Here is a 20667-nt window from a genome sequence, read left to right as displayed (position 1 = left end):
ACGGGAAGCGACGTTCCACCTACTGGGGCGGGAACCAGGGTTCGGGGCAGTCCCTCCTCAGGGCGTTGTACTCCTCCTCACCGATCCCGCTGGCGAGGACCACGTCGTAAGGCGACCACCCGGCCGTCGACTCCGGATCATTCGCGGTCTCGACGTAGAGATCTCTGGTCGGAGGATCGCTCACCTCTTCGCCCTTGCTCTTCAGGCACGCCGCGACATCGAGCTGACGGTCGTAGAGGGTTCCGAGGAACTCCGGTGAGAGGGTGGTGGTGGGCGTTACCGGGTAGCCCATCTGGGTGTAGCACTCGTGCAGGTTCTCCCGGAACCGGTCGTACTCCGCACCCGTGAAGGGCTCCTTGATACCACCGTCGGGGGTGACGGTCTTGTCCCAGCCCGCTCCATCCAGACACGACTGCAGTGCCGCCTGAAACTCCTCCTGCTGACGAGCCTGTTCGGCCATCCACCCAGGGGGCTCCCACGGCGACGCATCGACCGATTGCCCCTGGCCGTCGACGCCACCGGAGCAGGCGCTGAGGACGAGCATCATCGCGGCAGTCAGGCCGGTCTGTACCCAGCGGTTCTGCGGCGTGCGGCGAGTTGCTGTCGCATCGCCCTCCAGAGTCCTTGTCGTCGCTCGTTCGTCAGCCGACGTCTCCACGATCAGCCGGTGACGCACGAGGACACGTTGCTCGAGACCAGGCGGGTCGCCAGGATACGGGCGGTCCCGTCCTGCACGTGGGTGTAGGTCGTGGAGGTGATGTTGTTCTTGTATCCCTTGTACCAGAGGTAGTAGCCGCTGCCCAGGACCAGTTTGTGATCCGTCTCTCCGGTCGTGCGCCCCTGGATGCGGACCTGGTCGCCGAGCCGGCAGTTCAGCTCCTTGTCCATGTACTGGTAGGTGACGGCGCTAGCCTGCCCGACGCCGACGAGCACGGTAGCGCCGACGACCGCGGCCGCGAGGGCCGCTCTCCATGAATTCTTTTGCATCGCGAATACTCTGCCAATCTCAGCGGGACGGCCTTGACGGTCAACGAAGGGAGCAGTTGGCATTGGTGCGCGGACCGTCGACCTCCCGCGCCTTCACGTGCCAGCTGAAGGTTCCCGTGGCGGTCGAGTACGTCGTCGACGTGACCCAGTTCTTCCAGCCCTTGTGCCAGATCGCGCTGTTGACCTCATGGGTCGTGTCGCCGAGCGTCCGGCTCTGAACCATCACGCGATAGTTCGTGTTGCAGTAATCGCCGACCCCGCCCTTCGACGCGGCGTTCGCACCCGCCGGCACGAGCGCGAGCGCACATGCCATCCCGATCACCAACACGACACGTATTGCTCTGGAATTCACTCCGGCCCCCTGGAAGAAGTGGAACTTTTTCGCGGAGCATAGCGCATCCCGAATCGGGCGACCAGCACCCAGGTCCGGCCGTGGTCGATCAGCATTCGTCTCGACATCGAAGACGTTTTCGGCATGCGGGCCTCAGGATGGTATGGCACTGAATTGCGGTGAGGCATAAGTGCTGAATCGTTGAACTAATCCTCCGTGCTCGGGGGCGCGACTCCTTCCTCGAGAAGTCAGGCGCGTGCTGAGTCGTGTCAGGGCGGGCCGTGGGGGATCGCCATCCATCGTGGGTCTGAATCCGCTTCGTCGGTGTACCGCACGGGCGCGCCCGCGCCGTCGGGCATACCGTGGACGGCATGACGACCGACGGCGGCATCCGCAGCACGATCAGCGAGCTCGTGGCGCAGGAGCACCGGCTCCGGGAGCAGCTCGCCCGGGGCGAGATCTCGGGCCCGCAGGAGCAGGAGCGGCTCCGCGCGATCGAGGTCGAGCTCGACCAGTGCTGGGACCTGCTGCGCCAGCGCGGCGCCGCGCGCGAGTTCGGTGGCGACCCCGATGCGGCGACGGTGCGAGACCCCGGTACGGTGGAGAACTACCTGGACTGATCGCCGACGGCGACGTCCGGCTCCCGTTCCGACCTCAGAAGGAGAACTCCATGACCACGTCCAGCGAGCAGGCGGCGCACAGCCCCCTCCCCACCGGGACCGAAGGGCGCGACATCCCCGGTCACGCGGGCGCGGTCGCACGGTTCGTCGTGGCGTTCGCGCTGTTCGTCGGCGGGCTCGTGCTCATGGGGTCGGGCATGTCCGGCGTCGACGGCGGCGTGTGGCTCTTCGTGGGCGGCCTCGCCGCGGCGACGCTCGCGTTCGCCCTCCCGATGGCGGGCACGGGCACGACCGAGCGCTGACACCCTCGACACGGAGGCCGGGTCCCGACGGAACCCGGCCTCCGGCGTCTCCGGGGGTCAGCCGAGCGTGGCCCGGACGGCCTTCGCCGCGGTGACGAGGTGCTCGAGCGACGGCACGGTCTCCTCGTAGCGGCGGGTCTTCAGGCCGCAGTCGGGGTTGACCCAGACGACGCGCGGGTCGATCGACTTCACGGCGAGCTCCAGCAGCTCGGTGACCTCCTCCGTCGAGGGCACGCGCGGGCTGTGGATGTCGTAGACGCCCGGCCCGATGCCGCGCGAGTACCCGGCGTCGCGCAGCTCCGGCACGATCTCCATGCGCGAGCGCGCCGCCTCGACCGACGTCACGTCGGCGTCGAGGCCGTCGATCGCGCCGATGACCTCGCCGAACTCCGAGTAGCACAGGTGCGTGTGGATCTGCGTCGCCGCCTCCACGCCCGACGTCGCGAGCCGGAACGACCCGACGGACCAGTCGAGGTACGCCGGCTGGTCCGCGCGGCGCAGCGGCAGGAGCTCGCGCAGCGCGGGCTCGTCGACCTGGACGATCCCGACGCCGGCGGCCTCGAGGTCCGCGATCTCGTCGCGCAGCGCGAGGCCCACCTGGTTCGCGGTGTCGCCGAGCGGCTGGTCGTCGCGCACGAACGACCACGCGAGGATCGTCACGGGCCCGGTGAGCATGCCCTTGACGGGCTTCTCGGTGAGCGACGCCGTGTACGCGGACCACTCGACCGTGATCGGCGCGGGCCGCGTGACGTCACCCCACAGGATCGGCGGGCGGACGCAGCGCGACCCGTACGACTGGACCCAGCCGTTCGCCGTGACGGCGAACCCGTCGAGGTGCTCCGCGAAGTACTGCACCATGTCGTTGCGCTCGGGCTCGCCGTGCACGAGCACGTCGAGGCCCAGCTCCTCCTGGATCGCGACGACGCGCGCGATCTCCTCGCGCATCGCGGTCGTGTAGTCCGCGTCCGACAGCTCGCCCTTCGTCCACAGCGCGCGGGCGCGGCGGATCTCCGGCGTCTGCGGGAACGAGCCGATCGTCGTCGTGGGCAGCGGCGGCAGGTTCAGGCGCTCCTGCTGCGCGGCCGCACGCTCGGCGTAGTCGCCGCGCGCGAAGTCCGCGTCGGTCAGCGCGGCCGCGCGCTCCCGCACCGCGGGCACGACGACGCCGCTCGCCTCCGCGCGCGACGCCACCGCCGCACGGGACGCCTCGATCTCCTCCGCGACGGCGTCGCGACCCTCCGTGAGGGCCCGGGCGAGCGTCGCGACCTCGCCGACCTTCTGGTCCGCGAACGCGAGCCAGTCGCGCAGGCGCGGGTCGAGCGTCGTGCCCGACGCGGTGCCGGGCTCGGCGAACGTCTCGTCCTCCACGTCGTGCGGCACGTGCAGCAGCGACGTCGACGTGCCGACGGCGACCGCGCCCAGGTGCGCTCCGGTCGGGTACTGCTCGATCAGATCGAGCTTCGCGGCGAGGTCCGCCCGCCACACGTTGTGCCCGTCGATCACGCCGAGGACGAGGGTCTTCGTCCCGAGCCCCTGGGGCAGGCCGTCGGGAAGGTCGGCTGCGACGCCGTCGAGCGCGATCGCCTCGATGTCCGTGTCCGACAGGACGGCCAGGAAGTCGTGATACCGGCCGTCGGGTCCAGGCGAGGTCTCCAGCCGACCGTACGGCGCCGCGACGAGGATGGCGGGCCGCACGTCCTCTGCCGAGCCGGGGATCTCTCCCGACCCGGAGGTCTCCGTGGGGAGCGGGCCCGGGTTCGGCACCGGGCGGAGGTCGGTCGCGAGCGCGCGGTATGCCCTCTCGACCGCTTCGGTGAGCTCCTCGGCGTTCGCCGGGTCGGTGACGAGGATCGGCTCGTCGAGCTGCACCCACGGCGCGCCGGTCGCGGCGAGCGCACGCAGCAGGTCGGCGTAGGCGGCGACGACGTCGTCCAGACGATCGAGCGGCGAGTACCCGGCGGGCGCGTCGTCCGCGGCCTTGGACAGCGCGAGGAACGTCACCGGCCCGACGACGACGGGCCGCGTCACGACGCCGGCCTCCTTCGCTTCGACGAACTCGCGGACGACGCGGTCGTCGACGAACCGGATCGGGGTGTCCGGGCCGATCTCGGGCACGAGGTAGTGGTAGTTCGTGTCGAACCACTTGGTCATCTCGAGCGGGGCGTCATCGCCCTGCCCCCGGGCCACGGTGAAGTAGCCCGCGAGGTCGAGGCGGCCCGCGTCGTCGACCAGCGACGCGAACCGCGACGGCACGGCACCGAGGGACGCGGCGACGTCGAGCACCTGGTCGTAGTAGGAGAACGTGCCGGGGACGGACGCGTCGTCGGCGCCGAGGCCGAGCTCGACGAGGCGGCGCACGGTCGCGAGGCGCAGCCCGCGGGCCGTGGCCTCGAGCTCCTCGGCCGACGTCTTGCCGGCCCAGAACGCCTCGACGGCCTTCTTCAGCTCGCGGCGGCGCCCGATGCGCGGGTAGCCGAGCACGGTCCCGGCGGGGAATCCGACCGGGTTCTGGGTAGGGGAGGGTACGGAAGTGGCCATGATCGAAACCTCTTGCTGGTCCGGAGGACCGGTCAGACGGGCGCGCCGTGCGTGGCGGCGCTCGTCGGGGGCAGGGAGGTGCCGGTGACCCACGGCCCGCTGGCCAGGTCCGGGACGAGCGGGGCGGCGGCGGCGCTGGCGCCGCCCCCGGTCCCGCCCGACCCGCCGCCGAGGTGGACACCCTCGAGCAGGTCAAGAGCGGCGCGGTGCTTGTTGAACGTGTACACGTGCAGACCGGGCGTGCCCGCGTCGAGGACGCGCTGCGCGAGGTCGACCGAGTACGCGATCCCGTAGGCGTGCTGCGCCTCCGGGTCGGGCAGGGCGTCGAGCGCGTCCAGCAGGTGCTGGGGCGCGCGCACGCCCGTGAGCTCCTCGACGCGACGGAGCCGCGCGGGCTCCGTCGTGGGCAGCAGCCCGGCGAGGATGGGGATCGTCACGCCGGCCGCACGGGCCTCGGCGACGAAGTCGGTGTACGACGACGCGTCGTAGAAGAGCTGCGTGATCGCGAAGCTCGCGCCGGCCTGCTGCTTCTGCCACAGGCGGCGCACCTCCTGGGTGCGGGTCGTGCCGGCGGCGGGATTGCCGTCGCAGAACGTCGCGACGGCGATCGTCAGCGGCCGGGCCGCGCCGCGCAGCGCGACGGCCGGGTCGGACGCGCAGCGCGACGCCTCGACCTCGCGCAGCAGGGCGACGAGCTCGGTCGACGACCGGACGCCGTCGGGCGCGGGCTGCCAGTCCGGCTGGTCGCGCGGCGGGTCGCCCCGCAGCGCGAGGAAGCTCCGCACGCCCTCGTCGAGGAAGTCGGTGATGACCGACTCCACGTCCTCGCGCGACGCCCCGACGCACGTGAGGTGCGCGATCGGCAGCACGGGCGTGCCCTGGAGCAGACGTCCGACGACCTGGCGCGCGGTCGCGCGGTCGGTGCCCGCGGCGCCGTACGTCACGGACACGAAGTCGGGGTGCGTCGCGACGAGACGGCGTGCCGTCTCCCAGAACTTCGGGGCCGCGTCCGGTCGGCGCGGGGGCATGAGCTCGAACGACACCGTCGGCCGCGGACGGCCCGGACGGTGCGCGAAGGATGCCTCTGAGGTCATGCGTCACTCCATCGACCCTGGCGTTAGCACCTTTGTCCTCGGGAGGCTTCCGTCGGCGGGTTGCTGCGGTGTCGTCGAGCCAGGACTCTCGACCGCTCTGGATGGTTGCCACGATCCTACGACCCATCCGACATGCGGTCGAGAGCGCCCGCCAGGTGAGATGCGGAGGGTCGTCGGCGCTCCCGGTGCGACGAGTCTCAGGCCCTCCGGCGTTCGGGCACGTGCAGACGGCGGAGGAACCGGTCGGTGCGCAGCGGCGGGCCGCGCCGGTCGAGGAGCGACACGACGACGACGGTCGCCGTCGCGAGCGGGATGGTCCACGCGGCGGGCTGGGCGAGCAGGGCGCGCACGACGCCGGGTACGCCGTCGGCCGTGTCGCCGGACGGGCTCCCGTACCCCGCGGCGACGAGCGCGGACGACGCGAGCAGCGCCGTCGCGCACAGGACGGCGCCCACGACCATGCCCGCCACCGCGCCGCGCGCGGTGAGGCCGCGCCACCACACGCCGAGCAGGATCACGGGGGACAGGGCCGACGCCGCGAAGACGAACACCGTCCCGACGCTCGTCACGAGGCCCTGCGGGATGGTGACGAGCGCGAACGCGAGCGGGATGAGCGTGCACGCGACCGCCGACCAGCGGAAGGACCGCACGGTGCCGCCGAACAGGTCCTGGCTCACGACGCCCGCCAGCGCGACCACGAGCCCCGACGACGTCCCGAGGAACGCGGCGAACGCCCCGGCGACGACGAGCGCGGCGAGGAGCTCGCCGCCGAGCCCGGGCACGAGGCGGGTCGGCAGCGCGAGGACGACGGTGTCCGCCACCCCGGGCGCCGCGAGGTCGGGCGCGACGACCCGCGCCACGAGCCCGAGCGTGCTCGACACCATGTAGAACACGCTGATCATGACGAGCACGACGACGGTCGTGCGGCGGGCCGAGCCGCCGTCGGGCGAGGTGTAGAAGCGCACGAGGACGTGCGGCAGGCCGGTCGTGCCGAGCAGGAGGGCGAGCAGGAGCGAGACGGTGGCGTACGCGTCGAGGCCGCCCGGCCCGGCCTCGTGGGGGAACACGGCGGCGGGGTCGAACGTGACGACGGCGCCGCCGGGCTCGAACGCCCCGCCGAGCGCCATGAGCACGACGACGAGCGGCACCGCGAGGGCGGTGAGCTTGACCCAGAACTGGAACGCCTGGACGAACGTGATGGAGCGCATCCCGCCCGCGGCGACGACGGCGCTCACCACGACCGCGATCCCCACCGAGCCGACCCACGGCGGCACCGGGGCCACGCTCGTGATGACGAGCGCCGCCCCGTGGAGCTGCGGGACCACGTAGAGCCACCCGATGACGAGCACGAGCACGCTCGTCACGCGGCGCGCGACCACGGAGTCGAGCCGGGCGTGCACGAAGTCGGGGATCGTGTACGCGCCGCTGCGCCGCAGGGGGCCCGCGACGAACAGCAGGACGAGCAGGTAGCCCGCCGCGTACCCGACGGGGAACCAGAACGCCTCCGCGCCGGACAGCAGCACGAGGCCCGAGAGCCCGAGGAACGTGCCCGCGGACAGGTACTCGCCGCTGATCGCCGACGCGTTCCAGACCGGCCGCACGGTGCGCGACGCGACGAAGAAGTCGCTCGTGGTGCGCGAGATCCGCAGGCCGTAGAACCCGATGAGCCCGGTCGCGAGCAGGAGCAGCGCGATCGCGACGAGGGGCAGCGCGCTGGTCACGGCGCACCGCCGTCGTCGGGGCCGGGCTCGTCGGGCGTCACTCCCTCGGCGAGCGCGCGGTACCGGCGCTCGTTGCGCGCCGCCGCGACCGCGAAGACGACCGCGAACGCGACGATCACGGGGTAGAAGCCGTACGCGTGCACGAGCCACGGCAGCGGCACGCCGAGCACCACGACGTCGTCCAGCGCGGGCACGCCGCTCATCGTCACCGTGAGCAGCGTGACGACGGCGAGGAACGACGCCACGCACGCCAGCCCGAGCCGGAGCTGGGCCCGGACGAGCCCGCGCGTGTACGCGGTCGCGGCGTCGTCCGGTTCGCCGGTCCGCGCCGTGGCCGACGCCGCGCCGCCCCGCGGGGCGGAGCCCTCACCGGGGCCGGGGCGAGGGCCGGGGCTCGCGGCGGGGACGTCCGTGGACCGGACGCGCACGCGCGCGTCGCGGCGCGGGTCGGTGCCCGTCACGGCGCACCCCGGTGCGGCCCGAGGAGCGCCTCGCGGACCGCGGGCACCATGCGGCGGCTCACCGGGACCTCGTGCCCGGCGACGACGAGCGCGGGCTGCGCCCCGCCGAACCGCGCCGCGGTCACGGCCGCGCGGTCCACGAGGTACGACCGGTGCACGCGCAGGAACCCCGCGGGCGCCCACCGCTCCTCGAGGTCGGAGAGCGGCTCGCGCACGAGGAACTGCTCGGTGTCCGTCACGAGCCGGGAGTAGTCGCCCTGCGCCTGCACCCACCGCACCGCGCTGCGCCGGACGAGCCGCGTCGTCGTGCCGACCGTCACGACGAGCGTCTCGTCGGCCGGTGCGGCGCCTCCCGCCGGGCCACCGGCCGCGGGCGAGGGAGCGGCGGCGCTGGCGGGCGCTGCCGCGTCGGTCGCGGGGGCGCGCCCCGCCGCGGTGCGCTCCGCGACCCGCTCGACGACGCGGTCGACGGCCCGCGCGAGCCGCTCGCGCCGCACGGGCTTGAGGACGTAGTCGACGGCCTCGACGTCGAACGCCTCCAGCGCGCGCGCCTCGTCGGCGGTGACGAACACGACCGCCGGGCGGTCGGCGAACCGGGAGAGCGCGCGGGCGAGGTCGAGGCCGGTCAGCCCCGGCATGTGGATGTCGAGGAACGCCGCGTCCACCGTGCGCGACGAGAGCTCGCGCAGCGCCTCCGAGCCGCTCGCGACCCCGCGCACGGTGCGCACGCGCGGGTCGCGGCGGAGCAGGCCCACGAGCTCGTCGAGCACGGGCCGCTCGTCGTCGGCGACGAGCACGTCCAGCCCGACGGCGTCCCTCGCCCCGTCCGGGACGCCGCCGGCCGGGTCCGGGGCGGTCACGGCACGCTCACCTCCGTCTCGTGCAGCGGCTGCGACCGCGGGACGCGCAGGCGCACGAGCGTGCCCGAGCCGGGCGCGGTCTCGATGTCGAGCGCGTGGTCGTCGCCGTAGAGCTGGCGCACGCGGGTGTCGACGTTGCGCAGGCCCACGTGCGTCGTGTCGCGCGACGTGAGGAGCTCGCGCACGACGGCCGGGTCCATGCCGACGCCGTCGTCCTCGACCGTGATCTCCGTCTGGGTGCCCTCGTCGCGCGCGGTGATGACGATCGTCCCGCCGTGCTCGCGCGGCTCCAGGCCGTGGCGCACCGCGTTCTCGACGAGGGGCTGCACGGAGAGGAAGGGGATGACGGCCGTCAACGACTCCGGCGCGATCTGCAGGGTGACGGCGAGGCGCTCGCCGAACCGGGCGCGCTCGAGCTCGACGTAGGAGTGGATCGAGCGCAGCTCGTCGGCGAGGGTCGTGAAGTCGCCGCGCCCGCGGAACGAGTAGCGCGTGAAGTCGGCGAAGTCGAGCACGAGGTCGCGCGCCCGCTCGGGGTCGGTGCTGATGAACGACGCGATGGCGCCGAGCGCGTTGTAGACGAAGTGCGGGCTGATCTGGGCGCGCAGCGCGCGGAGCTCGGCCTGGGCGAGCGCCGTGCGCGACGCCTCCAGCTCGGCGAGCTCGAGCTGCGCCGCGCACCACTGCGCCACCTCGCCCGTCGCGCGCACGAGCGGCGGCCGCACGGTGTCGGCGAACGCGACGACGACCCCGGCGACGCGCCCGCCTGCGACGACGGGCGCCCCGACGGCGTCCTCGACGTCGCCGCTCTCGACGTGCCGCCGCCCCGTCGCGAGGACGCGCCCGGCGACGCGCCGCGCGTCGGGCTCGAGCGTCGAGCTCCCGTCGAGGGCGACCGCGCCGTCCGCCGTGACGAGGGCGAGCGCGTCCGCGCCGAGGAGCTGGCGCAGGGAGCGGGCCGCGCGGCCGACGTCGTCGCCGTCGAGGCCGTCGCGCAGGTGCGTCGCGGCGCGCGACGCGAGGTGGAGGGTGCGGAACGTCGCCCGGTCGGAGTCGCTCCCGAGCTCGCGCGATCCGCGCGCGAGCCGCCAGGCGAGCACGAGCCCGAGGGTGAGCAGGACGCCCACGACGAGACCGGCGGCGGCGCCGGCGAACACGGGCCCGGACATGCAGTGATCGTATCCAGCGCGGCGTCACCCACCCCGGTCAGCCGGGTAAGGTAAGGCAGTCCTATCCCACAACGAAGGAACCTCCTGTGCCGATCTCCCGGACCACGTCGAGCCCGCGCGTGCGCCGCAGCGTCACCACCACCGCCCTCGTGCTCGCCGCTACCCTCCTCACGGCGTGCTCGTCCGACCCCGAGCCCGCGGCGACCGGTGCGCCGGCGCCGGCCGACACCGCGGCGGGGTACGCCGTCGAGCACGCGCGGGGGACCGTCGAGCTCGACGCGGCGCCGCAGCGCGTCGTGACGCTCGAGCCCGTCGAGACGGACACCGCCGTCGCGCTCGGCGTCGTCCCCGTGGGTGCCGCCGTGCTGAGCGTCGAGGCGGGCGTGCCCGCGTACCTCGGCGAGGAGGCGCAGGCGATCGAGGTCGTCGGGACCGTCCCCGAGCCGAACCTCGAGGCCATCGCGGCGCTCGAGCCGGACCTCATCCTCGGCACGGAGTCGCGCCACTCCGACCTGTACGACCAGCTCGCGAGCGTCGCGCCGACCGTCTTCATGGCGACCCAGACCGACCCGTGGCAGGAGAACGTGCTGCTCGTCGGCCGCGCGCTCGGCCGCGAGGCGGACGCCCAGGCCCTGCTCGACGCCTACGACGCGCGGTGCGCCCAGCTCCAGGAGGACCACGACGTCTCCGGGACGGCGCAGCTCCTGCGCCCGCGCGACGGCATCGTGTCCGCGTACGGGCCGCGGTCGTTCGCGGGCAGCACGCTCGAGTGCGTCGGGTTCACGACGCCGGCGCAGGAGTGGGGCGAGGACATCTCCGTCGACCTGTCCCCGGAGCGCGTGACCGAGGCCGCCGCCGACCTCGTGCTCGTCTCGGCCGCCGACCCCGACGACGCGTCCGCGATCCCCGCGGAGATCCCGCTCAACGCCGCGTCGTTCCCCGACGTGCGCGTCGTGGACCAGTCGTACTGGATCAGCGGCGTGGGGCCGCTCGGCGGGCAGGCCGTGCTCGACGACGTCGAGCGCTTCCTGCAGGACCGTGCCGGCTCCTGACGGGGCGGCCGCGCCCCCGGCGACGGCCGGGGGCCCGGCCGGGTGCCGGTTCCACCGGTCGCCCAACGTGCTCTTCCCGACGACGGTCGCCCGCGTGCACGAGGTCGGCCCGCGCCTCGTGCGCGTGACGCTCGCCGGGCGGGACCTGGCCGGGTGCGCCGACGTCGGGCTCGACCAGCGCGTGAAGATCCTGCTCCCGGGGCCGGGAGCGGACCGCCTCGCGCGCCGGGCGCGCCTCGCGGACGAGAGCACGTGGCGCCGCGAGTGGTCCGCGCTCGACGACGACGTGCGCCCCGTCATGCGCTCGTACACGCCCGTGGCCGTGCGTCCGGAGGCCGCCGAGGTCGACCTCGACCTGTACCTGCACGAGCCCGCGGGCCCGGCGAGCGCCTGGGCGCGGCGGGCGGCGGGCGGGGACCGCGTCCTGCTGTCCGCGCCGCACGCGCGGTTCGGCGTGACCGACCACGGCACGCAGTGGGATCCGGGCCCCGCCGTCGGGCACGTGCTCCTCGTCGCCGACGAGACCTCCGCGCCCGCGGTGCGCGGGATCCTCGCGAGCCTCGGCCCCGACGTCCGGGCGCACGTGCTCGTCGAGGCCGACGACCCCGCGGACGCCCCGCTCGGGGACGTGCCCGCCACCGTGCGCGTCGAGCACGTGCCCCGCGCGCGACGCCGCGGCGCCGAGCGGGCGGTGCTGGGCGCCGTCCGCGACTGGGTCGCGGAGCGCGGCCGGTCCGCGGCCTCTGCGGGCGACGGGTTCTACGCGTGGTGCGCGACGGAGAGCGCCACGGTCGCGCGCGTGCGGGCCGAGCTCGTGGCGGCGGGCGTGGCGCGGTCGCGCGTGCACGCGCAGGGCTACTGGCACGACCGCGCTCGGCCGGACGCGGCGGTCAGACGATGAGCGCGACCATGACGACGAACGCGACCAGGAAGAACAGCAGCACCCCGAGCCCGACGAACAGGCCCAGCGCGACCGGGTGCGCCTGACGCCACGGCACGAGCCGGGGGTCCATCGCCCGCAGCTGCACGGGCGTGATCGGCTGGTGGATCGGGTTGAGCGGGACGCCGCGGTGCGCGAGGTCGAGCGCGAGGGCCGAGAGCTGGTCGCGGTCCCACATCTGCCCGACGAGCAGGGCCAGGCGCTTCGTCGGCCCCACGACGATGAGGTGGTGCGTCGGCGTCGTGCCCCCGAACCCCATGCTGTCGACCGTGACGACGCGCTCGATCTCGGCGACCGTGAACCGCCGCGGCCGGCCCCACCCCTGGACCGTCACGGACCCGTCGCCGAACGTGACGCGGGAGCGGTCGGTGAAGTGGCGCGCGAGCACGTACGTCAGCGGGATCATCGCGAGCACGACGCACGCGTACCCGACCGCGAGGGCGACGTTGCGCGTGCTGATCCCCAGGGAGACCGCCGTCAGCCCGAGGATCGGCACGAGGATCGCGACGTACGTGAGGTTGGCGCGCAGCACACGGCGCTTGGCGTCGTCGTCCAGGGTCAGCTCCGTCACGGGCGGCATCGTCCCACGGCACCCCACCCCCGCGCCGGGCGGCCCGCCCGGACGGTCGCTGCAAGGTTCGACCGCCGGGCGACACGATCGAGACATGACCCGACGACGTCCCCCGTGCAGGACGACGGCCCTCCCGGTGCTCGCCGTGGCGCTCCTCGCCTCGTGCGCCGGGCCGGGCGCCGACGCGCCCGCCCGCCCCGGGGAGGCGTCCGGGCCCGTGCACACGACGGCCGCCGAGCCCGTCCCTCTGCCCGACGGCGCAGTGCCCGCCACCGCGGGGGCCCTGGTCGGCCGCTGGCAGCCCGAGACCGACTACGCGACGGACCCGCACGTCGTGCTCGCGGAGGAAGGCACGTGGACCGGGACCGACGGGTGCAACGTCGCGGACGGCACCTGGCGCGTCGGCGCCGAGGGGCGCCTGGTCGTCACCTCGGGCGGGCACACCGAGATCGGCTGCGAGGGCGAGCCGGTGCCGTACCTCCTGGCCCTCTCCTCCCGCGCCGGGCTCGACGGTGACGTGCTCGTGCTCGTCGACCACGACGGCGTCGAGCTCGCGCGGCTGGAACGGGGCTGACTCTCGTGCCGCCCGTCCTGGGCTACCGGTAGGCGTCGGCGCGGTAGGCCATCCGCATCACGGTGACCAGTCGCTGGTCGTCGTCGATGCGGACCAGGACGCGGAACCCGATCCCGACGTACCCGGCGCGCTGGCCGGCGAGCTCGGCCCCGAGCGCTTTCGTCACCCGGTAGGGGTTCGACGCGAGTGGTTCGTCGCAGAAGCGGATCACGGCGTCGGCCAGGCGTGGTGGGAGCTGGTAGAGCATGCGCGCGGCCGGTGGGCTCAGGCGCACCTCCCACCCACCGTCGACGTCGGTCACCGTCGCGAGGCCAGCTGCTCGCGCACCTCAGCGAGGCTCAGGGTGCGGCCCTGCGCCACCGCCTCCTCGGCCTCGGCCATCTCGGCCGCGTGGTCAGGGTCGGACAGCCATGCCAGCGTCTCCATGAGCGTCGCCAGGTCTTCCGGCGCGATCAGCACCGCCGCTGCCTTCCCGTGACGGGTGATCGTCACCGGTTGGTGGGTGCTCTCCACCTCGTCGACCAGGGCGGACAGGTTGGTCTTCGCTTCGCTCATGGGATAGGTCTGCACCCCATGATTCTAGTCTCTATTCAGACTCGAATTCTAGTCTGAAGATGAGGCGCCTTCTCGGTGTCCATCTGGTCGGTACGGGTGCTCAGGAGCCGCGGAAGAGGCGCTTGCGCGACCGCGGGTCGCCGGGGGTGCCGGCCGGCAGGTCGTAGGCGCTCGTCCACACCGGGACGTCGTCGGGCGGGAGCGCCCCGGCGCGGACCGCGGCCTCGTGCAGGTGCCGCGCGACGGCGCCGAAGCTCTCGCGGCACGAGAGCTGGCCCTCGACGAGGGAGAGCGTGACGACGGTGCGGTGCGCGGCGGCGTCGGGCTGGACCGTCGCGACGGCCCGCCCGTGGGAGAAGAACGCCGCCGCACGCGGGGTGACGAGGCGGAGCACGTCGAGGTCGTCGAGGAAGAACGCGCGGGCCGCGCCGCCGACCTCCCACAGCGACGCGCCCTCGCGGTGCGCGACGTCGGACGCCCGGCGCTTCCAGCGCAGCGCGCCGAACGCGGCGGCGGCCCACCCGGCCGCCGTCTCGGGGTCGGTGGCGAGCACGAGGGTGCACGCGGAGAAGGTCCCCCGCGGCGGGTCGGACGTGATGCGGACGGGAGGGCGGGCCACGCCCGTCACCGTAGCCCGTGGGGGTCGGGCCCCTCGCCGAGGTCGGCGAGCGCCCGCAGCAGGACGTCGTGACCGGACCGGGCGGCCCCGGGCAGCCAGGCGGCGAAGACCGCGCCGAACGCGAGCGGGAGGAGCGCGACGAGCCACGCGACCCCGTTCTGGTAGACGGCGCCGAGCGTCGCGATCCCGGCGGCCGCGGCGAGCCAGATCGCCACCAGCACGAGGTCCAGCCCGCTCGGGGCGACCGTCCCGCGCACGCGGACGCCGTCGGGCTCCTCGGTGAGACGGGCGCGCAGCACGCTGTGCCCGCTCGCGTGCGTGCCGGGGGCCCAGCGGCGCGCGACGAGCACGTCGTCGCGCACGCGGACCCGGACCTCCTGCCCGCGCCGGGGGAGCTCCGCGGCGCGCTGCCGGACGTCGGTGGTCGAGACCCGCGGCAGGAGCAGGTCGACGGGGACGCGGAGCACGGCGCCGAGCCTAGGCCGTCAGCAGCAGCGCGACCCCGGGTTGGCGTCCTGCTCGGCGTGCCGCATGCGCCAGAACTCGCGCTCGGTCATGACGACGCCGCCCGGGTGCACCGCGCGCTGGTGCGCGACGTAGGTCGCGTACGCGTCGTCGCCCATCACCTGCCGCACGTACCAGCGGACGCGGGCCGCGCCGTCGTGCACGCGGGCCCCGGCGGAGCGGAGCCCCGCCACGACGGTCGCGCGGACCGTCGTGGCGGGACCCTGCGTCCCCTGCCGCACCGTCACCGGTGCCCCGTCGCGGCAGGGCGCTTCTCGGGCGGCAGCGCCGCCCACTCCTTCTGGATCGCCTTCTCGGCCTTCGTCGCGAACAGGTCGGCCGGGGCGAACCGGCGGGACGCGACGGGCGGGTCCTCGTGGTTGGCACCGCCGCCGTCGCGCAGCGCCTTCGCGGTCACGAGGACCGAGGCGACGATGACGACGATCGCGAGGACGACGAACACGATCGAGAGCGTGCCCTGGACGAACGTGTTGCGGACGACCGCCTCCATGGCCTCGACCGAGCCGGCGGTGCCGAACGACGTCTCGCCGGCGGCGAGCGCGTCCTTGAACGCGTTGTGGTTGGCCCAGTACCCGACCGCGGGGACGGGGGAGAAGATCTTCTCGATCGACGCCCAGATGGTGATGACCGCGGTGAACGCGAGCGGCGCCGCGACGATCCACAGCCAGCGCTGGTAGCTGCGCCCGCGCTTGGCGACGATCGCCAGCACGACGGCGAGCGCGATGGCCGCGAGGAGCTGGTTCGCGATGCCGAACAGCGGGAAGAACGTGTTGATCCCGCCGAGCGGGTCGGTGACGCCGAGGTAGAGGATGCTGCCCCACCCGGCGACCATGATCGCGGTGCACAACCACACGCCCGGCCGCCACGTCACGTCGCGGAACCTCGGCGACACGTTGCCGAGCGTGTCCTGGAGCATGAAGCGCGCGACGCGCGTGCCGGCGTCGACGGCGGTGAGGATGAACAGCGCCTCGAACATGATGGCGAAGTGGTACCAGAAGCCCATCATCGCGGTGCCGCCCACGAGCTGCTGCATGATGTGCGCGAGGCCGAGCGCGAGCGTCGGGGCGCCGCCCGTCCGGGACACGATCGACGGCTCGCCGACGGCCTCCGCGGTGGACGTGAGCATGTCCGGCGTGAGGTGGACGCCCATGAGGCCGAGCCCGTTGACGAACGCGACCGCGCCCTCGACCGTGCCGCCCGTGGCGGCGGCGGACGAGTTCATCGCGAAGTAGATGCCGCGGTCGATGGAGATCGCGGCGACGAGCGCCATGATCGCGACGAACGACTCCATGAGCATGCCGCCGTAGCCGATGAAGCGCGTCTGGCGCTCCTTCTCGACGAGCTTCGGCGTCGTGCCCGACGCGATGAGCGCGTGGAAGCCGGACAGCGCGCCGCACGCGATGGTGACGAAGAGGAACGGGAACAACGCCCCGGACACGACCGGGCCCGTCTCGCCGCTCGCGAACTCGCTGATCGCGGGCACCGTGATCTCGGGCCGCACGACGATCACCGCGACCGCGAGGACGACGATGACGCCGACCTTCATGAACGTCGAGAGGTAGTCGCGGGGCGCGAGCAGGAGCCACACGGGCAGGACGGCGGCGACGAAGCCGTACACGATGACGCCGACCGCGATGGTCGTGCGGTCGAGGTGGAAGAGCTCGGCGCCCCAGGCGGTGTCCGCGATCCAGCCGCCGCCGACGATCGCGGCGAGCAGCAGGACGAAGCCGATGACCGAGACCTCGGTGATCTTCCCGGGCCGGACGTACCGCAGGTACACGCCCATGAACAGCGCGATGGGGATCGTCATCGACACGGAGAACACGCCCCACGGGCTCTCGCCGAGCGCGTTGACGACCACGAGCGCGAGGATCGCGACGATGATGATCATGATGAGCAGCGACGCGACGATCGCGGCGGTGCCGCCCACGCGGCCGAGCTCCTGGCGCGCCATCTGGCCGATGGTCCGCCCGCCGCGGCGCATGGAGAAGAACAGGACGAGGTAGTCCTGCACCGCGCCGGCGAGCACGACGCCGACGATGATCCAGATCGTGCCGGGCAGGTAGCCCATCTGGGCGGCGAGCACCGGGCCGACGAGCGGGCCCGCCCCGGCGATCGCGGCGAAGTGGTGGCCGAACAGCACGTGCCGGTCGGTCGGGACGTAGTCCTTGCCGTCCTCGCGCGCCTCGGCGGGCGTGGCGCGGCGGTCGTCGGGGCGCGTGATGTAGCGCTCGATGACCTTGGAGTAGAAGCGGTACCCGATGAGGTACGTGCACACGGCGGCGAACACGAACCAGATCGCGTTCACGGTCTCGCCGCGGACGACCGCGAGCATGACCCACGCGATGCCGCCGAGCAGCGAGATCGCGGCCCAGAGGGCGATCTTCTGCGGCGTCCAGCGGGTGCGCGCCTGTGCTCCGGGAAGCTCCTCGGGCACCGCGGTGGGGGGCAGGGACGGGTCCGGCACGATCTCCGGGTCGTCGTCCGCGGCGTTCCGCGCCGCGCGGGTGTCTGTCGTCATCGAGCCTCTCCAGGGTCGCGTCGTTGCGGTCCGACCACGGAAGGCTAGGAACCGCGGCGGACCGTGATCCACGTCACGACGGCAGGCGGTCGAGGTGTGCGACGAACGGTGGTCGGTGTGCGACGAGCGGCGCAGGAAGAAGGTTGCGCGCGGCTCGTAGCCTGGGGCGGTGCAGACGCTGACGACGCCCCGACTGACCCTCCGCCCCTGGCAGCCCGACGACGCCGACGCCGTCCTCGACATCTACTCCCGCTGGGACGTGATGCGGTACGTCGGGACGACGCCGCGCGTCCTGGAGCGCCGGGACGAGGCGCTCGCGCGGGTCGCCGCGTGGGCCGAGGTCGACGACGGCACGTACGGCGTCTGGGCGGTCGTCCCGCGCGAGGACGACGGCGCCGGTCTGCCCGACGGCGTGCCGGTGGGGACGATCCTGCTCAAGTCGATCCCGGCGTCGGGCACGGGGGACCCGTTGCAGCCCTCCGGCGACACGGAGATCGGGTGGCACTTCCACCCCGACGCGTGGGGCCGCGGGTACGCGTCGGAGGCGGCCTCGGCCGTCCTCGCGCACGCGTTCGCGCGGGGTCTCGACCGGGTCGTCGCGGTGACGCACCCCGACAACGCGGCGTCCCAGGCGGTCTGCCGGCGGATCGGCATGACCCCCCGCGGCAGGACGGACGCGTACTACGGCGTGACGTGCGAGCTGTTCGACGTCACCGCGACGGAGGGGGCGCGGGCGGCCCGACCTGCGTGAGGCGGCGGACCGCGCCGAGGACGTCGACGTCGTCGTGCGGCTCGGTGTCGAGGGCGCGGTGGATCGTCATGCCCTCGATGAACGCGTCGAGCACGCGGCACGTCGCGGGGTCGAAGTGGCGGCCCAGCGCGGCGCGGCTGCGGCGCATCCAGTCGTTGGTGAGCGTCCGGTAGGCCGGGTCCCGCGCCGCCAGCGTGTAGAGCTCGTGCGACAGGACGAGGTCGCGCTGCGTCGCGAAGACGTCGTGCGTGATGAGGGTCGTGACGGCCTGGACGGCCTCCTCGGGCGTGCGCGCGTCACCCATGCGGCGCTCGAACTGAGCGGCGGCCTCGTGCGTGAAGCGGTCGAACGCCTCGCGCAGCAGGTCGTCCCTCCCGGCGAAGTGGTACGTCATGGAGCCCAGCGGGACGTCGGCCGCCGCCGCGACGCGCCGGTGCGAGGTCCCTTCGACCCCGTGCTCCGCGATCACGTCGAGGCACGCGTCGATGATGCGGTCGCGGCGCTCCGGGTCGTGGCGGCGCGCGCGGCCCGTCGGGCCGGGAGGCACGGGGGTCTCGGTCACGGCTCAGATGTTCTCGCGGATCACGCGCGCCGGGTTGCCGACGGCCACGACGTTCGCGGGCAGGTCGCGCGTGACGACGGAGCCCGCACCCACGACGGTGTTGTCGCCGATCGTCACGCCCGGGCACACGATGACGCCGCCGCCGAGCCACACGTTGTCGCCGAGCGTGATGGGCTCGGCGGCCTCGAGCTTGTCGCGCCGCGGCTGGGGGTCGACGGGGTGCGTGGGGGTGAGGAGCTGGACGTTGGGGCCGATGAGGCAGTCGTCGCCGACGGTGATCGCCGCGACGTCGAGCGCGGTGAGCCCGGAGTTGACGAAGGTCCGGTCGCCGAGGTGCACGTTGCTGCCGAAGTCGACCGCGAGCGGGGGCTTCACCGACGCGCCATCGCCGAGCGAGCCGAGCAGGTCGGTGAGGATCTCGCGGGCGCCGTCGTCGTCGCCGTCGAGCACCGCCCGGTGGTAGGCGTCGACGAGGCGCAGGCCGCGGTGGACGCCGCGCGCGATCTCCGGGTCGTCGGCGACGTACAGGTCGCCCGCGGCCATGCGCTCGTAGCTGGTGCGGTCGTCGCCGGCGAAGTAGTCGGTGGTCATGCGCGGGTCTCCTGGGTCTCGGGGGTGCGGTCGTGCGGGACGGGGTGGTGGGACGGAGTGGTGGTGCGGCGTGGGGCGAGGACGCCGGCGAGCAGCACGACGACGACGCCCGCGAGCGGGAGCACGAGCAGGCCGGTCCGCAGGCTCGTGGCGTCGGCGACGAGCCCGACGATCGGCGGCGACAGGAGGAAGCCGAGCCGCATGAGCCACGAGACGAGCGTGAGGCCGGTGCCGGCGCGCAGCCCGGGGAGCTCGTCCGCCTGCTGCATCGCGGCCGGGACGAGGGTCGCGACGCCGAACCCGGCGGCGGCGAACCCGGCGATGGTGCCGGGCACGGAGGGGATCGCGAGCGCGAGGCCCGTACCGAGCGCGACGAGCGCACCCCCGGTCCGCGCGACGGCGCGCTGGCCGAAGCGGTCCACGAGGCGGTCCCCGACGAGGCGCCCGACGAACTGGGCGCCGACGAGCGCGACGAAGCCGGCGGCAGCGATCGTCGCGGGGGCGCCGAGCGACCCGGACAGGTAGACCGCGGCCCACGTGCTGCCCGCGTCCTCGACGAGGGTGCCCGCGACGGCGACGAGCACGAGCGCGGCGAGGACGGCGGCCGTGCGGCCCCGGGACGCGCGCGCGAGGGCCGCTCCGGCCCTGCGGGCTCCGCGCTCGCCGGGGCGCCGGCCGCCGCACCCGCCTCGGCCTCGGCCGGGACGGCGTCGGGCGCCTCGCCGTCGAGCCCGGGCAGGCACCAGCGCAGCGCGACGAGCGCGACCACCGCGAAGAGGGCGCCCGTGATCGCGAGGTGGACGCCGAGGGGCAGGCCGAGCGCGATGGCGGCGGCCGCCATGCCCCCGCCGACGACGGCGCCGACCGACCACAGCGCGTGGAAGCCGTTGATGATCGAACGGCCGTAGCGGCGCTGGACGCGCAGCCCGTGCGCGTTCTGCGCGACGTCCGTGAACGCGTCCATCGCTCCCGCCGCGAACAGCGCGACGACGAGCAGCGGCAGGGCGGGCGCCAGGCCCGCGAGCAGCAGCCCGGCCGCGGTGAGCACGGTGCCCGCGACCGCGACGCGCGCCGAGCCGAACCGGCGGACGAGCGCCGCGGCCGCGAGCCCGGCGGTGATGGCTCCCGCGGGGAACGCCGCGACGGCGAGCCCGTACGTCGCGTTGCCCAGGTCGAGCCCGGCCTTGATCTCGGGGTAGCGCGGCACGAGGTTCGCGAACAGCGCGCCGTTCGTGAGGAACAGCGCGGCGACGGCGACCCGCGCGCGCCGGACGTCCGGCGCCGGGCGCGCGAGGGTGGGGGAGGACATGCGGACGATCGTAC

Annotated in this window: 25 protein-coding genes, 1 pseudogene and 1 riboswitch; of the genes and pseudogenes, 6 read left to right on the top strand and 20 right to left on the bottom strand. The window is 74.1% G+C overall.

Annotated elements, in window-relative coordinates:
* Positions 1-19: 19 nt before the first annotated feature.
* From ACZ4MO_RS17760 to ACZ4MO_RS17750, 3 genes are all read right to left on the bottom strand, one after another.
* On the bottom strand, positions 20-547 hold the full coding sequence (locus tag ACZ4MO_RS17760; protein ID WP_186810499.1) for a hypothetical protein: 528 nt from the start codon (positions 545-547) through the stop codon (positions 20-22).
* Between the two features lie 113 nt (positions 548-660).
* Positions 661-987 (bottom strand): hypothetical protein, encoded by a 327-nt coding sequence (locus ACZ4MO_RS17755; RefSeq protein ID WP_175009893.1) that lies wholly within the window; start codon positions 985-987, stop codon positions 661-663.
* 40 nt (positions 988-1027) lie between these two features.
* Complete coding sequence (locus tag ACZ4MO_RS17750; protein WP_175009894.1) at positions 1028-1309, bottom strand: hypothetical protein; 282 nt, start codon at positions 1307-1309, stop codon at positions 1028-1030.
* Between the two features lie 380 nt (positions 1310-1689).
* On the opposite strand from ACZ4MO_RS17750, the gene ACZ4MO_RS17745 reads away from it, so the two are divergent.
* Entirely contained in the window at positions 1690-1938 is a 249-nt protein-coding gene (locus tag ACZ4MO_RS17745; protein WP_031316756.1) for a DUF2630 family protein, read from the top strand.
* Between the two features lie 50 nt (positions 1939-1988).
* A complete protein-coding gene (locus tag ACZ4MO_RS17740; RefSeq protein WP_021483231.1) occupies positions 1989-2240 on the top strand; it encodes a hypothetical protein in 252 nt (83 codons plus the stop codon).
* 57 nt (positions 2241-2297) lie between these two features.
* Here ACZ4MO_RS17740 and metE read toward each other — a convergent pair whose 3' ends face one another.
* The 6 genes from metE to ACZ4MO_RS17710 all read right to left on the bottom strand — a co-directional run bounded on the left by metE (position 2298) and on the right by ACZ4MO_RS17710 (position 10083).
* Positions 2298-4778 carry a 5-methyltetrahydropteroyltriglutamate--homocysteine S-methyltransferase gene (gene metE, locus ACZ4MO_RS17735; protein WP_175009895.1) on the bottom strand — a complete coding sequence of 827 codons (2481 nt, stop codon included), beginning with the start codon at positions 4776-4778 and terminating at the stop codon, positions 2298-2300.
* 32 nt (positions 4779-4810) lie between these two features.
* Positions 4811-5872: a methylenetetrahydrofolate reductase gene (locus ACZ4MO_RS17730; protein WP_175009896.1), complete on the bottom strand. Its 1062-nt coding sequence runs from the start codon at positions 5870-5872 to the stop codon at positions 4811-4813.
* A gap of 5 nt (positions 5873-5877) precedes the next feature.
* Positions 5878-5980: riboswitch (SAM riboswitch) on the bottom strand.
* Between the two features lie 89 nt (positions 5981-6069).
* Positions 6070-7593: a sodium:solute symporter family transporter gene (locus ACZ4MO_RS17725; RefSeq protein ID WP_175009897.1), complete on the bottom strand. Its 1524-nt coding sequence runs from the start codon at positions 7591-7593 to the stop codon at positions 6070-6072.
* The gene (locus ACZ4MO_RS17720) at positions 7590-8054 is read right to left on the bottom strand and encodes a heavy metal transporter (RefSeq protein WP_175009898.1); all 465 of its coding nucleotides are present in this window, start codon (positions 8052-8054) and stop codon (positions 7590-7592) included. Before ACZ4MO_RS17720 ends, ACZ4MO_RS17725 begins: the two co-directional genes overlap by 4 nt.
* A complete protein-coding gene (locus ACZ4MO_RS17715; protein ID WP_255437369.1) occupies positions 8051-8914 on the bottom strand; it encodes a LytR/AlgR family response regulator transcription factor in 864 nt (287 codons plus the stop codon). Before ACZ4MO_RS17715 ends, ACZ4MO_RS17720 begins: the two co-directional genes overlap by 4 nt.
* Entirely contained in the window at positions 8911-10083 is a 1173-nt protein-coding gene (locus ACZ4MO_RS17710; protein ID WP_175009899.1) for a histidine kinase, read from the bottom strand. The genes ACZ4MO_RS17715 and ACZ4MO_RS17710 overlap by 4 nt, the downstream gene beginning before the upstream one ends.
* A gap of 86 nt (positions 10084-10169) precedes the next feature.
* On the opposite strand from ACZ4MO_RS17710, the gene ACZ4MO_RS17705 reads away from it, so the two are divergent.
* On the top strand, positions 10170-11135 hold the full coding sequence (locus ACZ4MO_RS17705) for an ABC transporter substrate-binding protein (RefSeq protein WP_255437370.1): 966 nt from the start codon (positions 10170-10172) through the stop codon (positions 11133-11135).
* Positions 11122-12036 (top strand): siderophore-interacting protein, encoded by a 915-nt coding sequence (locus ACZ4MO_RS17700; RefSeq protein ID WP_175009900.1) that lies wholly within the window; start codon positions 11122-11124, stop codon positions 12034-12036. Before ACZ4MO_RS17705 ends, ACZ4MO_RS17700 begins: the two co-directional genes overlap by 14 nt.
* Here ACZ4MO_RS17700 and ACZ4MO_RS17695 read toward each other — a convergent pair.
* Positions 12026-12646 carry a hypothetical protein gene (locus ACZ4MO_RS17695; RefSeq protein ID WP_137281297.1) on the bottom strand — a complete coding sequence of 207 codons (621 nt, stop codon included), beginning with the start codon at positions 12644-12646 and terminating at the stop codon, positions 12026-12028. The two genes, ACZ4MO_RS17700 and ACZ4MO_RS17695, sit on opposite strands and share 11 nt — an antisense overlap.
* 94 nt (positions 12647-12740) lie before the next feature.
* On the opposite strand from ACZ4MO_RS17695, the gene ACZ4MO_RS17690 reads away from it, so the two are divergent.
* On the top strand, positions 12741-13220 hold the full coding sequence (locus tag ACZ4MO_RS17690) for an META domain-containing protein (RefSeq protein WP_175009901.1): 480 nt from the start codon (positions 12741-12743) through the stop codon (positions 13218-13220).
* Between the two features lie 22 nt (positions 13221-13242).
* On the opposite strand, the gene ACZ4MO_RS17685 is transcribed toward ACZ4MO_RS17690, so the two are convergent.
* From ACZ4MO_RS17685 to ACZ4MO_RS17660, 6 genes are all read right to left on the bottom strand, one after another.
* On the bottom strand, positions 13243-13521 hold the full coding sequence (locus ACZ4MO_RS17685; RefSeq protein WP_034653831.1) for a type II toxin-antitoxin system RelE family toxin: 279 nt from the start codon (positions 13519-13521) through the stop codon (positions 13243-13245).
* A complete protein-coding gene (locus tag ACZ4MO_RS17680) occupies positions 13518-13790 on the bottom strand; it encodes a type II toxin-antitoxin system Phd/YefM family antitoxin (protein WP_034653834.1) in 273 nt (90 codons plus the stop codon). The genes ACZ4MO_RS17685 and ACZ4MO_RS17680 overlap by 4 nt, the downstream gene beginning before the upstream one ends.
* Before the next feature lie 85 nt (positions 13791-13875).
* Complete coding sequence (locus tag ACZ4MO_RS17675) at positions 13876-14394, bottom strand: hypothetical protein (protein WP_175009902.1); 519 nt, start codon at positions 14392-14394, stop codon at positions 13876-13878.
* 5 nt (positions 14395-14399) lie between these two features.
* Complete coding sequence (locus ACZ4MO_RS17670) at positions 14400-14861, bottom strand: hypothetical protein (protein WP_175009903.1); 462 nt, start codon at positions 14859-14861, stop codon at positions 14400-14402.
* A gap of 18 nt (positions 14862-14879) precedes the next feature.
* Positions 14880-15146, bottom strand: a complete 267-nt coding sequence (locus ACZ4MO_RS17665) for a YbdD/YjiX family protein (protein ID WP_342779613.1) — start codon at positions 15144-15146, stop codon at positions 14880-14882.
* The gene (locus tag ACZ4MO_RS17660; protein WP_175009904.1) at positions 15143-17440 is read right to left on the bottom strand and encodes a carbon starvation CstA family protein; all 2298 of its coding nucleotides are present in this window, start codon (positions 17438-17440) and stop codon (positions 15143-15145) included. The genes ACZ4MO_RS17665 and ACZ4MO_RS17660 overlap by 4 nt, the downstream gene beginning before the upstream one ends.
* Positions 17441-17609: 169 nt before the next feature.
* Between ACZ4MO_RS17660 and ACZ4MO_RS17655 the strand changes: the two genes are divergently transcribed.
* Positions 17610-18191: a GNAT family N-acetyltransferase gene (locus ACZ4MO_RS17655; RefSeq protein WP_175009905.1), complete on the top strand. Its 582-nt coding sequence runs from the start codon at positions 17610-17612 to the stop codon at positions 18189-18191.
* Here ACZ4MO_RS17655 and ACZ4MO_RS17650 read toward each other — a convergent pair.
* The 4 genes and pseudogenes from ACZ4MO_RS17650 to ACZ4MO_RS17635 all read right to left on the bottom strand — a co-directional run.
* On the bottom strand, positions 18151-18753 hold the full coding sequence (locus ACZ4MO_RS17650; RefSeq protein WP_255437371.1) for a TetR/AcrR family transcriptional regulator: 603 nt from the start codon (positions 18751-18753) through the stop codon (positions 18151-18153). The two genes, ACZ4MO_RS17655 and ACZ4MO_RS17650, sit on opposite strands and share 41 nt — an antisense overlap.
* 3 nt (positions 18754-18756) lie before the next feature.
* Positions 18757-19344 carry a DapH/DapD/GlmU-related protein gene (locus ACZ4MO_RS17645; RefSeq protein WP_175009906.1) on the bottom strand — a complete coding sequence of 196 codons (588 nt, stop codon included), beginning with the start codon at positions 19342-19344 and terminating at the stop codon, positions 18757-18759.
* Positions 19341-19928, bottom strand: coding sequence for an MFS transporter (locus ACZ4MO_RS17640; RefSeq protein ID WP_499279301.1), 588 nt, complete (start codon positions 19926-19928; stop codon positions 19341-19343). The genes ACZ4MO_RS17645 and ACZ4MO_RS17640 overlap by 4 nt, the downstream gene beginning before the upstream one ends.
* A gap of 182 nt (positions 19929-20110) precedes the next feature.
* Positions 20111-20653, bottom strand: a pseudogene (locus tag ACZ4MO_RS17635) (MFS transporter); the annotation flags it as partial.
* Between the last annotated feature and the right edge of the window lie 14 nt (positions 20654-20667).

The sequence above is a fragment of the Sphaerisporangium cinnabarinum genome (assembly GCF_055567015.1).
This window is presented reverse-complemented; position numbering and strand designations above follow the sequence as displayed.

What these genes read in the sequence shown, in the direction of transcription:
- metE (WP_175009895.1), bottom strand. Translation starts at nt 4,778, where the DNA reads ATGGCCACTTCCGTACCCTCCCCTACCCAGAACCCGGTCGGATTCCCC.
- ACZ4MO_RS17710 (WP_175009899.1), bottom strand. Translation starts at nt 10,083, where the DNA reads ATGTCCGGGCCCGTGTTCGCCGGCGCCGCCGCCGGTCTCGTCGTGGGC.
- ACZ4MO_RS17740 (WP_021483231.1), top strand. Translation starts at nt 1,989, where the DNA reads ATGACCACGTCCAGCGAGCAGGCGGCGCACAGCCCCCTCCCCACCGGG.
- ACZ4MO_RS17730 (WP_175009896.1), bottom strand. Translation starts at nt 5,872, where the DNA reads ATGACCTCAGAGGCATCCTTCGCGCACCGTCCGGGCCGTCCGCGGCCG.
- ACZ4MO_RS17745 (WP_031316756.1), top strand. Translation starts at nt 1,690, where the DNA reads ATGACGACCGACGGCGGCATCCGCAGCACGATCAGCGAGCTCGTGGCG.
- ACZ4MO_RS17645 (WP_175009906.1), bottom strand. Translation starts at nt 19,344, where the DNA reads ATGACCACCGACTACTTCGCCGGCGACGACCGCACCAGCTACGAGCGC.
- ACZ4MO_RS17755 (WP_175009893.1), bottom strand. Translation starts at nt 987, where the DNA reads ATGCAAAAGAATTCATGGAGAGCGGCCCTCGCGGCCGCGGTCGTCGGC.
- ACZ4MO_RS17760 (WP_186810499.1), bottom strand. Translation starts at nt 547, where the DNA reads ATGATGCTCGTCCTCAGCGCCTGCTCCGGTGGCGTCGACGGCCAGGGG.
- ACZ4MO_RS17660 (WP_175009904.1), bottom strand. Translation starts at nt 17,440, where the DNA reads ATGACGACAGACACCCGCGCGGCGCGGAACGCCGCGGACGACGACCCG.
- ACZ4MO_RS17690 (WP_175009901.1), top strand. Translation starts at nt 12,741, where the DNA reads ATGACCCGACGACGTCCCCCGTGCAGGACGACGGCCCTCCCGGTGCTC.